This window comes from Streptomyces barkulensis (assembly GCF_002843305.1).
Classification (GTDB): domain Bacteria; phylum Actinomycetota; class Actinomycetes; order Streptomycetales; family Streptomycetaceae; genus Streptomyces; species Streptomyces barkulensis.
The window spans coordinates 116,488-129,024 of the sequence record NZ_PGSG01000115.1; the positions used below are offsets into that span (position 1 = coordinate 116,488).

Below are 12,537 nucleotides of genomic sequence, written 5' to 3' on the forward strand. Positions count from 1 at the left end.
CTCTGCCCTCAAGGCAGCCACGGCCTTCTGTGCCGTGGACTGGCTCACGTCGAACTCGGCGGCAATGTCCACGGTGCCGGGGAATCGCTCATCCACCGGGTAGCGCCCAGCGTCCAGCCTCTTCCTGAGTTCGGCCGCTACCTGGGGCCAGACGGGAACGGAGCGATCAAGGTCCATAACCTCAAGCCTGCGCGGTTACGCGGAATCCAGCTATCGCGCTAGTGCGGTAGTGCGGTTTCGCGATAGCGCGTAAGCTCAGTGACGCAGGACACAACAGAAGACCCCGGCGACCGATGCAAGCGGCCCCGGGGCATGGCCCGCACTGACAAGGAGTGCAGACGTGCGAACTCTACTGGCCCTCATCCTCTCGTGGCTCATGCCCGCCCAGGGCAAGCGCCGGGCACAGACTGTGCCGACACAGCACACCCCCGCCGAGGGTGCGCACAATGTGCGTACCGCTGACACGGCAGACGAGCCGACACAGCGGCTGATCATCACGCGGGCTGGTGTGGGACTTCCCAAGCCGCCTGAGTACCTGCGGGGCGAGGACGTGCCGCTCATCCGCCCGTACCTCATCGCCTGGGAGCGAACCCACGGCATCTACCACCAGGAGGCGGCGGCATGACCGAGCCGAAGCGGTACCCGAGTGCTCCGGTGGTGCTGCCGGACAGCAGTGACTACCAGGAGCCCGCACCCGTTGAAGGCTGCGCCGGGTGCACCGAGCTGGCGAAGGTTCGAGACTGGGCACGAGCCAGCGGCGACTACACCACCGTGACCGACTGCAACGTCTTCCTCCGCCGTCACCCGGAGGGGCACTGATGAGCGCCCGAGCCGTCTACCGCTTCGTTGCACACACGATCCGCCACGTGCCCGAGGGCGGCGTGACGTACGAGGTGTTCTGTGTCGCCCACGACTGCGGCGAAAACAGCGGCCCGCAGGGTGAGCAGGACGCCGCTCAGGACTGGGCGCTACGACACACGGGCCGGACGGGGCACGAGCTGTTCCGCCGCGTCTTCACCGACCACGCACGAGTGACCCGAGAGGAGTAGAGCCCAGCCGCCACCCTCCACGCGAGAGCCCCCGGCCATTTACTGTAGCTGGGGGCTCTCGCATGTCACGCTGGCGGGACGGGGCGTGCGATCAGCATCGGCACAAAGATCGCCATGGCGTACCCCCCGAGGACGAACACGGTTATGAGAACGCGCAACCACAGACCTTCCCCGAGTGGACCGGCACCCCACACCAGCGCCAACCCAACAAGAAGGCAGAGACACCACCAGCCCATCAGTACCCTCCAAGCCCGCAGCTCCTTCCCGTACTCCTGCCACTTTGCGGCCCGCGCCTCGGGAGTGTCGTGCAAGATCCGCTGGGTCCAGTTGAGGTAGGCCATGCGCTGCTCGTGTTCCATGCTGTCCCAGTCGGCCGGTCGCAGCGGAATCTGCATGCCGCGCTGCCCAAGGTAGGCCGCGCGACTGGCGGCGCTCAGTTCGTCCCAACCGGCCGGTGGCCGCCACATCATGATCTCTCTGCTGTTCCTGCCCGTCATGGCCCGAGACAGTACTGGTGCGGCGCCGACATAAACTGCCCATACGAGAGCCCCGGCGCGGTAGCTAACCTCTATCGCGGCGGGGCTCTCTTCTGTCGGCGCTCAGGTCACGCGCTGGCGACGTTCTGTGTCAGATCGGGGTACGACAGGCTCTCGGTGCTGGAGAGCTCCTTGTAACCCTTCTTGCCTTCGAGGTCGGCCAGGTAGTTCGCCTGGCTGTCAGCAGGCCACGAGTCGAACCCATCGGGCGCGTTGAACTCCTGGACGACGGTAACGACCTTGATCACTCGCATGGTTACCCCTCTCTGCTTGGCGGGTTGAGCTTACGGGTTGGTGTGTTGGGTCACCACGGGGTGATCACGTCCCACACCGCCCTGTAGACGCTGGGGATCCCGGCCCAGCCGAGCGCTGCGCCCAGCACGACGGCTTCCACGGTGATCAGTCCCGCGACGAGCCAGGCGAAGTGTGCCCGCTGGGAGATCGGCGGGGTGCAGTCGCGGCAGATCGGGTCTTCCTCGAACGAGGTCAGGGCGGGTACGAGATTCACCCCGCACGCGGTGCACGACACATAGGTCTTACCGCCGCGCTGGCCGTAGCGGAATCGTCGGGTGTGCTTTCCCATGTCGCTCTCGCTTTCGCTCAGTTGAACTGACATGGCGAACCTAGGAATGCACGGGAGACGAACCGAAGGGTCACGCCTGGATTCCATGGAGACTCGTTATCCGACTCCATGGCGAACTGTTATGCACGGCTTATGAGTTCACGTCTCGCGAGTGCAAGCGAGCGTCACGCGCTCTCTTGCTCCCAAACGCGATTCTTTGACGTCTCTCGGGCGGTGAGAGTGCGAGTGCGTCCTCTCTGTTCGCTCGCGCGCTGCTGGGCGCTCAGAACGACGCACAGAGACTTCCGATCACCGAGAGACATCCTGGCTGGTCAGCGCGTGCCGGCGAGCGCGTGAAGGTACACAGAAGTGAGTCCCTTCGAGACCACGAGAGAGCCCGGTCACTCTGACGAGTGCCGGGCTTCTCTGCTGGGTTGGCTACGGTCGCGGAGCAGATCCTTGCAGCTCAGCGGAGTTGGTCCTTCTTCACGACCGTTTGGCACTGTGAGCACTTCAACTGGTTGGTGGTGTACGGCTGAAGCGTGTTCCTGTCACAGATCGGACACTTGTGGCCCTTCGGCACATCTTTCCCTTTCGCGGGGTGTGCTCGCCCCAGAAGCAAGCAGCCGAGGCTCATGGTGGTCTGATTTTTTGATTGTGTCAATACAGGGGTGCTGACCTGCAGGTTTAGAACTAATGGTCGGACGGGGCGCGGGACTCGCTCAACTCCCCTGTGTCTCGGGGCTCTTGTGCGTCTCGTCTCGCGAGTGCAAGCGAGCGTCACGCGCGTGCATAGCTCCAAACGGAGCTGAGCGCGTCTCTCGGGCTCCCGGCAGAGCGAGTGTCAGACACTCAGGTGAGAGACCGATCTCTCCTGACGCGCTCTCAGAGACTCCGATCACAGAGCGCCGGCGAGCACGTCTCGGCTGGTCAGCCATGCGAAAGCCCCGATCACTCGGGTGAGTGTCGGGGCTCTCTGGTGGGTGTGGAACGTCAGGCAGTGAACCTCTTTCATCCTGTACTGCAAGGGTGAAACGAGCTGGTCAGCGAGGGCGGTGACGGGGCAGGGCCCCTCGTCGTTGGCGTGGTGATTCCACTCAGCACACCGGCGACCGGAGGGACCCTGTTGGTTCCGTATCCTGCCATGCCCGACGTTCCTCACGAGTTGGTCGAGCATGTCTCCTGGCTCGTCTACGCCCGAAGGCGTGAACTGAACTCGCCGTGGCGGAAGCTGGGCTGCTTCAAGCAGGCCTTGCTCGCCCTGGCCCATCTCCGCAAGAACGAGACGTTCGCCCAGCTCGGCGCCGGTTTCGGCGTCTCAGAGGCGACTGCCTGGCGCTATGTCGACGAGGTTTTGGACGTTCTCGCCTCGTGGGCGCCCGGCCTGCACGAGGCCCTCGTCGGCCTGGGCGAGGGCGACTTCGTCATCGTGGATGGCACGCTGATCCCGATCGACCGCATCGCGGCGGACGAGCCGTACTACTCGATGAAACACCGCCGACACGGCATGAACGTGCAGGTCATCGCCCGCCCGGACGGCACCCCGCATGGGGTATCCCCTGCTCGCAGAGCTTGGGGAAGGGTTCTCGCGCGCGACCCCGGGACGCACCCACGACCTGACCGCGGCCCGCGCCCACGGCATCGTCCAAGCCTGTCTGACCCGGCAGATTCTCGTGCTGGCCGACCGCGCCTACCAGGGCGCCGGCGCCACCGTCCGCACCCCGTACTACGGCCACCGCGACCTGCCCGAGCACTACCAGCAGTACAACCGAGACCAGGCCCGGCTGCGGGCACCGGGCGAGCGCGCCTTCGCCCGGCTGAAGTCCTGGCGAGCACTGCGCAGAGCCCGCTGCTCAACTCGGCGCATCGGCCGCACCGTCCAAGCCGTACACGTCCTGCTGACCTGCGACTACACAGGATGAAAGAGGTTCAGTGATGCCATGTGCTCCTCAGACCATGTAGGTCTGGCTCCTACGCGAGACGCTTCGTGTGCCAGCGTTGTGCCTGGTCTCTGTTGACCCAGGACATATGCGCTGGTCAGACTGGTCGTAGTCGCAGTGTGAACGTGGTCGTTGGGTGACCTGATTGGAAAGCGTGTTGGGGGCAGCTCCTCACGAGTTCGAATCTCGTATCCTCCGCCACGGCCGACCAGCCGAAACGAAGGTCCCGACCGCCCAGCGGCCGGGACCTTCGTCGATTCCCGGCCTCAGTTTCGGTCTCATCTATTTGCGACATTTGCGACATTTCTTTCCCATGCGCCATGACTTCCCCGGGAAGCGGCAAGCACCGAGGCCGACGGGCGCACATCACGAGGTGTGCCAGGAGGTAGGAGTATGTTTTATGGAAGCGTACTTCTATCTCCCTGGAGCAGCTCGTGGACAAGCCTGCCGAGATGTTCGACCGGGACTACGAGTGGTCGGCGCTGAGCCGGTTCATCACCGACCCGCAGCCCGGCGCGACCCTGGGCGTGGTCTCCGGGCGCCGCCGCCAGGGCAAGACGTTCCTGCTGGATGCCGCCTGCCGGGCCGCCGGAGGGTTCTACTTCGGTGCGACCGAGGCCGCCGATGCCGAGTCGCTACGGCGGATCAGCGCGTCGCTGACCGCCCACGTCCGTCCTGCCAGCCCGTTCCACTTCGCCGACTGGGCGGAGGCCGTCGACGCACTGCTCGCGCTCGGCGCCGAGCGGCCCGTCCCCGTGGTGATCGACGAGTTTCCGTACCTCGCCAAGGCCAACCCCGAGCTGCCCTCCATCATCCAGGAGGCGCTGCGGCCGCTGCGTGACCAGCGCACCGGCTCCCGTACCCGGCTGCTGCTGTGCGGATCGGCGCTGTCCTTCATGGGCAGGCTGCTCTCGGGTAACGCCCCACTGCGCGGACGGGCGGGGCTGGAACTGGTCGTCCGCCCCCTCGACCACCGCCTCGCCGCCGAGTTCTGGGACATCGCCGATCCCCACTTGGCCATGAAGGTGAACGCGATCGTGGGCGGCACCCCGGCCTATCGGCGCGAATTCGCACGCGGCGACACGCCAAAGGCTCCGGACGACTTCGACGACTGGGTCGTCCGCACCGTCCTCAACCCCGAAACTCCCCTCTTCCGCGAGGCCCGCTACCTATTGGCCGAAGAACCCGACCTTCGCGACACCGCCCTGTACCTGTCCGTCCTGGCCGCCGTCGCCGACGGCAACGCCACACGCGGGGGCATGGCCGGCTATCTGGAACGCAAGGCCACCGACATCGCCCACCCCATCAACGTCCTCGAAGACGCGGGTCTGCTGCACCGGGACGCGGACGCCTTCCGCGACAACCGGCCCACCTACCGGATCGCCGAACCCCTGATCGGCTTCTACCACGCGATCATGCGACCGGTCTGGGACCAGCTCGAACGCCCCGGCAGCGCGGCACGGGTCTGGCAGGCCAGCCGCCGCCGCTTCGTCAGCAACGTCCTCGGGCCCCACTTCGAACAGGTCTGCCGCGACTGGGCCCTCCATCACGCCGACCCCGAACTCTTGGGCGGCCTGCCCGCCCGCGTCGGACACGGTGTCGTCCACGACCCCAGGGCCCGTACCGGCAACGAGGTCGACGTGGCGGTCATCGGAATCGCGGATGGCGCCAAGCCCCCACTCCTGGCCATCGGAGAGGCCAAGTGGAACGACACCATGGGAGCTGCCCACATCGAACGTCTCCGGCACATCCGCGACCTCATCGCTCAGGCAGGCCGATACGACACCACCAGCACACAGCTCATGTGCTTCAGCGGGGCCGGATTCAACGACAAGGCGCGGGACGCGGCCGCGGCCGACCCGGACATCCGGCTGATCGACCTGGCGACCCTCTACTGCCGGGGCTGACACGCGCCCACGCCCCCGTTCCCGCTCCCGTTTCCGGCAGGGACGCGACGGTAAGCGCTGTTCCTGCCCTCCCCGGGCGTCACCGTCCTCGCCGTGATCGCTTCGTGGCGGTGTGGCTCAGCCCTCGTTGAGCGGTTCCCTGGTCGCGTAGTAGGCCTGCAGTGCGGCCTCGCCGCCGGAGCCCAGGGCGGTCATGATCCGCTGGAAGCGGGCGGAGCGCAGATCACCGGCCACGAGGACGCGGGGATGCTGGCCGGCGGGCGGGCAGTACCCGTCCGTACCGCGGACCAGATCGCCGGGCGGGGCGGCCGGCGCGTTGCCGATGCTGAGATAGGCGGCGTCCGCCGCGACCGCCCGCCGCTCACCACCCCGTCCCACCGCCTCCGCCGACACCGCGGCGCCCTCTCCGGGGCCCAGCGTCAGGTGCCCGACGGGCAGGAGCGTGACCCGGGGGTCCCCGCGGACCTCCTCGACCTTGTAGTCGTCGGCCGCCGGGTACGCCACCAGCAGGCGCGTGCCGGTGGCCGGGTGGGCGCGCAGGAAGGTGCCGATCGTGCGGTCCCCGCCCAGGACGAGGAGGGTACGGCCCTCGGCGTCGGCCTCCCCGGCCTGCCACAGCGGGGGCAGGGTCAGGCCGCCGGGAGCGGTGATCCAGGCGGCGTCGCGGGGCTGGAGGGGACCGGTGCCGGTGGCGACGACCGCGTACGGGGCGGTCAGGCGGGCGCCGGTGTCGAGCGTGGCGGTCACGCGGTCCTCGTCGGCGCGCAGCTCGGTGACGTACCGGCCCAGTTCCAGGCGGCACAGCTCCGTGTCCTCCAGCTCCGCGGTGATGGCCTCGGCCAGCCCGGAGCCGCCGGTGTGGCCGCCCAGGACATTGTTCAGGGCCGGGATCCGGTAAAGGTTGCGGCACAGCCGGTCCGGCTCGACCAGCACCGAGCGCATGCCGACACCGGCGGCCATACGGGCGGCGGCGCAGCCGGCCGGGCCGCCGCCGACGATGATCAGGTCCGTGTCACGGGCGTCGGGCGAACCGGCACGGGACGGGCACGGAGACGGGGGCGGAGACGGGGGCGGAGACGGTGTGTCGGCCATGGGGCTATTCCAGCACCGGCGCCCCCCACCGCCTCGGCGGCCAGGAGGCCGACACCGTTCAGACCGGTCTGGGAGTGGGTGCCGCTGGAGAAGGTCCTCTCGGACAGCCTTCTACCGCATGCGCTCCGCGCCCCGATCGCCGCTCTGGTCGATTCCGACGAGATCCCCACCGGCTACCTCGGCGATGTCGCCCGACCCGCCCGAACCGGCCGCCGATGGAGGCGCTGAACAGCTACGACCGGCCCTTTCACCAGCGGGGCCGGGAAATGGTCGTGGGGCCGCTGAACCCGGCCGACATCGGCGAGATGCTCGGTCTTGAGCCGGCTGCCGCATTCGACGCCGCCCTCATCACCGGCGGTCTTCCGCTGATCTGCGCGGAGTGGCGGCCCGGGGCCGATGTCTGGGGGTTCCTCCGCGACTCGCTGGACAACCCGATCTCGGCGCTGCTGGTCTCCGCCGAGCGGTCACTTGCCGCGGAGTTTCCACCGCGGGCGATGAGCAGAGAAGTCCTGCGGGCCATCGGAACCGGCGAGCGAACCTTCACCAACATCGCACGCGCCGCGGGTGGCATCGCCCACACCACCCTCACCCGAGCCACTGACGTCCTGACCGAGAAACGGGTGGTGGTAGCCGAGCTGCCCGTCTCGCTGAGACCGTCGAAGGAACGCCGCTACCGCGTGGCCGATCCTTACCTCCGGTTCTGGCTCACGTTCCTGGATCCCCACATGGCGGAAGTCGAGCGGATGCGGGGGGATCTCACGCTGAGCCGGATCAAGGAGCAGTGGACGAGCTGGCGGGGGCGTGCGATCGAGCCCCTCGTACGGGAATCCCTCGCCCGTCTCCTGCCGGAGGGGCTCCTGCCCGCCGCCCCGGCGATCGGCGGGTACTGGACCCGCAGCAACGACGTCGAAATCGACTTGGTCGGCGCCGACCGGCACCCGGTGGCCGAGGAGTTGCTCTTCCTCGGTTCGGTCAAGTGGCTGGAGAACTCCGCGTTCGACAACCACGACCTGGCGGCGCTGCAAAAGCACCGGACCGCGATCACCGACGAGCCGGTACCGCTCGTCGCGGTCTCACGCAACGGGACCACCTGTTCCGGGCTCCGGACGGCGTACGGCCCTGAGGATCTGCTCAGCGCCTGACGCAGGGCGTAGGAAGGGGCCGACACTCCTGTGGTTGCAGTCCTGGTTGCGTTCACCCCCGTCCGGCTCCGTCCGGACGGGACCGCCCCGAACGCTCCGCCGCAGCTCAGGACGGGTACGGCTCCCGCCGGGCCCCGGGGCGAACAGTTGGAAAGCGTGTTGGGGACAACCCCTCACGAGTTCGAATCTCGTATCCTCCGCCACGGCCGACCAGCCGAAGCGAAGGTCCCGACCGCCCAGCGGCCGGGGCCTTCGTCGTCGCGTGGCCGCAGCTCTGGTCGCAGTCGGTGCGAAGAGATGCGCATCGACGTGAAGTGGCCGTAGTTGGTCAGCGCCAGGGCCTGAAGGGCGTCAGGGCCGACCGGCTCGCCGTTGAGTTCCACCGTGCCCCCCAGCCTGGCACCCGCAGCCTGGCGCCCGCAGCCGGCGAGCACAGGCGGGACGGGACGGACATCCTGCTGACCGGGGACGGGCTTCCCGGCCCCGGCACAGGCTTCTCGCGCTCCACGCACTCCACGCGCTCCTCGCGCTCCTCGCTCTCCCCGCGGGGATGTGACCTTCGTCGCGGCAGTGGAGTCCCGGCGCGTTCGGCGCTGTGCCGTCCGCCGCCGGCGGCGGCAGCGGCGCGTCTGCCTCCGGCGGAGGTCACAGAGGTGCGGGTGGAAGCGCGCGGAAGAAAGACCGTGTCCGCGAACAGCAATATCTGTGCCCGCGACATGAGAAATAGACGCGGCGCGCGGCGAGTATTCCCCGGCCGCGGACCGGAGGGAAATCATCGACCGTGCAGGGCCGATCGCACCGTGCTACTGTCGATCTCAGTTGCAGGTGTGGTTGCCAGAAGGTTCATTTCCGACGAGGTAATCATCACGGCGACACGGGATTCACACAGGGTGAATCCCCGAAACCGCCTCCGAAGGAGAAATGAAATGGCTACTGGCACCGTGAAGTGGTTCAACTCGGAAAAGGGCTTCGGCTTCATCGAGCAGGACGGCGGCGGCGCCGACGTCTTCGCCCACTACTCGAACATCTCCGCCCAGGGCTTCCGCGAGCTGCTGGAAGGCCAGAAGGTGTCGTTCGACATCGCGCAGGGCCAGAAGGGCCCGACGGCCGAGAACATCGTTTCCGCCTGACACCGGCGACGCGCACTTCGCAGCCGGGGCCCGCACCTGAGGGTGCGGGCCCCGGCTCGCCGCGTTTCGGGGCATGCGACGGGAAAGGCTCCACCGCCCACCGGCCGGTGACGCTTTCCCCCGCCGGCCCGTACCGGCCCACATCGTATTCGGCTCGTCTCGAGATTCTCTGCGCCACTCATCTGCTGCGGGAATTCCTTGCCACGCGCCGCACCAAGGAAGGTTCCCCGTGAAGAGTGCCCGCACATCCCGCACCTACGACCGCTTCGGGGGAGGCTCCGGCGGCAGCCGCTCCGGTGGCCCGCGCCGTTCCGGGGGCTACGGGAACCGGCAGGCCGGACGGGCCGTGCAGGGCGAGTTCGCCCCGCCGAGGACGGTCACGCCCGCGCTGCCCGCCGTCGGGGCGTTCGCCGATCTCGCCATGCCCGCGCGGCTGCTGGCCACGCTCGGCCGCGAAGGCGTGACCGTGCCGTTCCCGATCCAGGCGGCCACCCTGCCGAACTCCCTGGCCGGCCGTGACGTGCTCGGCCGTGGCCGCACCGGCTCGGGCAAGACCCTCGCCTTCGGCCTCGCCGTGCTGGCCCGCACGGCGGGGCGGCGCACCGAGCCCCGGCAGCCGCTCGCCCTCGTCCTGGTCCCCACCCGCGAGCTCGCCCAGCAGGTCACCGACGCGCTCGCCCCGTACGCCCGCTCCGTGAGCCTGCGGCTGGCCACCGTCGTCGGCGGGATGTCCATCGGCCGCCAGGCCGCCGCGCTCAGGAACGGCGCCGAGGTGGTCGTCGCCACCCCCGGGCGGCTCAAGGACCTCATCGACCGGGGCGAGTGCCGGCTGGACGGTGTCGAGACCACGGTCCTCGACGAGGCCGACCAGATGACCGACATGGGCTTCATGCCCCAGGTCACCGCCCTGCTCGACCAGGTGCGTCCCGGCGGGCAGCGGATGCTGTTCTCCGCCACCCTCGACCGCAACGTCGACCTGCTGGTCCGCCGCTATCTGACGGACCCGGTGGTCCACTCCGTCGACCCGTCGGCGGGTGCCGTCACCACCATGGAGCACCACGTACTCCATGTGCACGGTGCGGACAAGCACCAAACGACCACCGAGATCGCCGCGCGGGACGGGCGGGTGATCATGTTCCTCGACACCAAGCACGCGGTGGACCGGCTGACCAGACACCTGCTGAGCAGCGGTGTCCGTGCCGCGGCCCTGCACGGCGGCAAGTCCCAGCCACAGCGCACGCGGACCCTGGCCCAGTTCAGGAGCGGGCATGTGGCGGTCCTGGTGGCGACCAACGTCGCCGCCCGCGGCATCCACGTCGACAACCTCGATCTGGTCGTCAACGTGGACCCGCCCGCCGACCACAAGGACTACCTGCACCGCGGCGGCCGTACCGCGCGGGCCGGCGAGTCCGGCAGCGTCGTCACCCTGGTGACCCCCGAGCAGCGTCACGGTATGAGCCGGCTGATGGCTTCGGCGGGCATCACCCCCCGGATCACCCGGGTGCGCTCGGGCGAGGCGGAACTGAGCCGCATCACGGGCGCCCAGGCCCCTTCCGGTGTCCCGGTCGTCGTCACCGCGCCGGAAGCGGAGCGTTCCCGCGGCGCGTCCTCCTCCCGTGGCCGCCGGGGCCGGCGGGGCCGCCCGGGGCAGGGCAGGCCCGTCGGCGAGACGGCCCACCGCGGGGCGCAGCGGCGGCCGGCCCCGACCCGGCTGTCCGGAGCCGCTGCGACCACGAGTCCGCTGTGATCACGGGCCCGCCGACCGCAGGCCCACCCCTTTCCGGCAGGAGACACCTTTGACACCGGTTCAGACGCAACACCACGCGACCGTTCCCTCCCCCGAGGCCCCCGAGGCCCCCGGGGCCGCCGGGGCCGTGGCCTCCGGCAGGAGCACGTCCGGGCCCTGGGTCCGTGACGACATGACGATCGAGGTGGCTCTGTCCCTCATGGCCGGCGCCCGCGTCGATCATCTCGTCCTCTGCGACGGGGACGACCAGAGCACGGGTCTGATCACCCTGGCCCGGCTCACCGTTCTCCGCGACAGCCCCGCCTACACGGACCGGATCCGCCTGCGGGACGTCCTCGCCGGACCGTCCGCCCCGCCCGCCGGTCCGCCTCGCCCGGTCGGCGCGTCCTCCCGCGCTCTGTGAGACACCGTGCGCCGTGCCGTCACCCGGCCCCCGTTCGGGCCGGGACCGCACGGGCGGATGTCCCCGCTCCGCTCCGGACCGCGTCGGCGCTGTTCGAAGGCGCCCTCTCCCCAGGGGTGTGATGCGCGGGCGGGAAACCGCCGCCAAGGACCCGGTGAGGGCTCTGCCGAAGCGCGTCGGCAGAGCCCTCACCGCTGTGTCACCGCCCGCGGCGGACGAGACCGCGGAACCCCGGAATCAGGCGTGGCCCCCGGTCACACGGCCGCGGTCCCCGCGTTCCTCCTCTCGTCGAGCCGGGCGGCGGGGGCGGAGGGCCGACACGGCACGGGAGGCGGCGGATGGTGTTGAATTTCCTTCGGGGCCCTGGTGCCGTACGGTGCCAGGGCCTCTCGACGCGTTGCACAACGAGGTGACATGGCAGCAGATACTCCGCTCAGCGACCGTCTGGACGACGACGACTACCCCGCGTACACCATGGGCCGGGCCGCCGAGATGCTCGGCACCACCCCCGGCTTCCTCCGGGCCATCGGTGAGGCCCGGCTGATCACTCCGCTGCGCTCGGAGGGCGGACACCGCCGGTACTCCCGCTACCAGCTGCGGATCGCCGCCCGCGCCCGCGAACTCGTCGACCGGGGGACCCCGATCGAGGCCGCCTGCCGCATCGTCATCCTCGAGGACCAGCTCGAGGAGGCCCAGCGCATCAACGCCGAGTACCGCCGCGCCGCGAACGACGCGCCCGAAGGTCCCGGTCCCGGTTCGGACTGACCGCGTGGTGGGCGCGGGCGGCGTCGGCCCAGGGCAGTTTCGCCGGTTCGCGCTCGGCCGGCCGTCGTGTCGTAGGCGAGCAGCCGGGCGAGGACGGCGGCACGGCGCAGACGGGGGCGGCACGGGGACCGGGTACGAGGGGCGCGCGCGAGGCGTCCGTTTGCGCCTTCCCCCCACCGGACGATACTGGGAGCGAGGACGGTGAACGCGCTGGTGAGCGCGTGCGGAGCGGTGTGCGGGGCAGGCGCTCGGCCGCCCTCCCGT

At 69.4% G+C, this 12,537-nt stretch carries 13 protein-coding genes and 3 pseudogenes; 10 read left to right on the forward strand and 6 right to left on the reverse strand.

Annotated features, from left to right (window positions below; all coding sequences use genetic code 11):
• Window positions 1-177 (reverse strand): GntR family transcriptional regulator (locus CUT83_RS31225; RefSeq protein ID WP_241524829.1); only part of this gene is annotated, 177 nt, incomplete at its 3' end.
• A gap of 163 nt (window positions 178-340) precedes the next feature.
• Between CUT83_RS31225 and CUT83_RS27115 the strand changes: the two genes are divergently transcribed.
• Genes CUT83_RS27115 through CUT83_RS27125 form a run of 3 tightly spaced genes read left to right on the forward strand, consistent with a single transcriptional unit; the run spans window position 341 to window position 1,049 of the window.
• Window positions 341-625, forward strand: a complete 285-nt coding sequence (locus CUT83_RS27115) for a hypothetical protein (RefSeq protein WP_101258446.1) — start codon at window positions 341-343, stop codon at window positions 623-625.
• On the forward strand, window positions 622-819 hold the full coding sequence (locus CUT83_RS27120) for a hypothetical protein (protein ID WP_101258447.1): 198 nt from the start codon (window positions 622-624) through the stop codon (window positions 817-819). Before CUT83_RS27115 ends, CUT83_RS27120 begins: the two co-directional genes overlap by 4 nt.
• Window positions 819-1,049, forward strand: coding sequence for a DUF7848 domain-containing protein (locus tag CUT83_RS27125; protein WP_101258448.1), 231 nt, complete (start codon window positions 819-821; stop codon window positions 1,047-1,049). Before CUT83_RS27120 ends, CUT83_RS27125 begins: the two co-directional genes overlap by 1 nt.
• A gap of 65 nt (window positions 1,050-1,114) precedes the next feature.
• Here the strand turns inward: CUT83_RS27125 and CUT83_RS27130 are convergent, their stop codons facing one another.
• From CUT83_RS27130 to CUT83_RS27140, 3 genes are all read right to left on the reverse strand, one after another.
• A complete protein-coding gene (locus CUT83_RS27130) occupies window positions 1,115-1,546 on the reverse strand; it encodes a hypothetical protein (protein ID WP_143688634.1) in 432 nt (143 codons plus the stop codon).
• Window positions 1,547-1,653: 107 nt separating this feature from the next.
• The gene (locus CUT83_RS27135; RefSeq protein ID WP_101258450.1) at window positions 1,654-1,833 is read right to left on the reverse strand and encodes a hypothetical protein; all 180 of its coding nucleotides are present in this window, start codon (window positions 1,831-1,833) and stop codon (window positions 1,654-1,656) included.
• A 56-nt stretch (window positions 1,834-1,889) separates the two neighbouring features.
• Window positions 1,890-2,168 carry a hypothetical protein gene (locus CUT83_RS27140; protein WP_101258451.1) on the reverse strand — a complete coding sequence of 93 codons (279 nt, stop codon included), beginning with the start codon at window positions 2,166-2,168 and terminating at the stop codon, window positions 1,890-1,892.
• A 1,063-nt stretch (window positions 2,169-3,231) separates the two neighbouring features.
• Here CUT83_RS27140 and CUT83_RS27145 point away from each other — a divergent pair.
• Window positions 3,232-4,069 (forward strand): annotated as a pseudogene (locus tag CUT83_RS27145) (transposase family protein).
• A gap of 452 nt (window positions 4,070-4,521) precedes the next feature.
• The gene (locus tag CUT83_RS27150) at window positions 4,522-5,994 is read left to right on the forward strand and encodes an AAA family ATPase (RefSeq protein WP_101258452.1); all 1,473 of its coding nucleotides are present in this window, start codon (window positions 4,522-4,524) and stop codon (window positions 5,992-5,994) included.
• A 117-nt stretch (window positions 5,995-6,111) separates the two neighbouring features.
• Here the strand turns inward: CUT83_RS27150 and CUT83_RS27155 are convergent, their stop codons facing one another.
• Window positions 6,112-7,086: an FAD-dependent oxidoreductase gene (locus CUT83_RS27155; protein WP_101258453.1), complete on the reverse strand. Its 975-nt coding sequence runs from the start codon at window positions 7,084-7,086 to the stop codon at window positions 6,112-6,114.
• A gap of 215 nt (window positions 7,087-7,301) precedes the next feature.
• Here CUT83_RS27155 and CUT83_RS27160 point away from each other — a divergent pair.
• A pseudogene (locus tag CUT83_RS27160) lies at window positions 7,302-8,228 on the forward strand (ATP-binding protein); the annotation flags it as partial.
• Window positions 8,229-8,506: 278 nt separating this feature from the next.
• On the opposite strand, the pseudogene CUT83_RS31230 reads toward CUT83_RS27160, so the two are convergent.
• Window positions 8,507-8,623: pseudogene (locus CUT83_RS31230) on the reverse strand (aminotransferase); the annotation flags it as partial.
• A 531-nt stretch (window positions 8,624-9,154) separates the two neighbouring features.
• Between CUT83_RS31230 and CUT83_RS27170 the strand changes: the two are divergent.
• From CUT83_RS27170 to CUT83_RS27185, 4 genes are all read left to right on the forward strand, one after another.
• Entirely contained in the window at window positions 9,155-9,358 is a 204-nt protein-coding gene (locus CUT83_RS27170; protein WP_101258454.1) for a cold-shock protein, read from the forward strand.
• 229 nt (window positions 9,359-9,587) lie between these two features.
• Complete coding sequence (locus CUT83_RS27175; RefSeq protein ID WP_101258455.1) at window positions 9,588-11,105, forward strand: DEAD/DEAH box helicase; 1,518 nt, start codon at window positions 9,588-9,590, stop codon at window positions 11,103-11,105.
• A gap of 172 nt (window positions 11,106-11,277) precedes the next feature.
• Window positions 11,278-11,508 (forward strand): CBS domain-containing protein, encoded by a 231-nt coding sequence (locus CUT83_RS27180; protein ID WP_420882396.1) that lies wholly within the window; start codon window positions 11,278-11,280, stop codon window positions 11,506-11,508.
• 414 nt (window positions 11,509-11,922) lie between these two features.
• Window positions 11,923-12,273 (forward strand): helix-turn-helix domain-containing protein, encoded by a 351-nt coding sequence (locus CUT83_RS27185; RefSeq protein WP_101258456.1) that lies wholly within the window; start codon window positions 11,923-11,925, stop codon window positions 12,271-12,273.
• Window positions 12,274-12,537 lie beyond the last annotated feature (264 nt).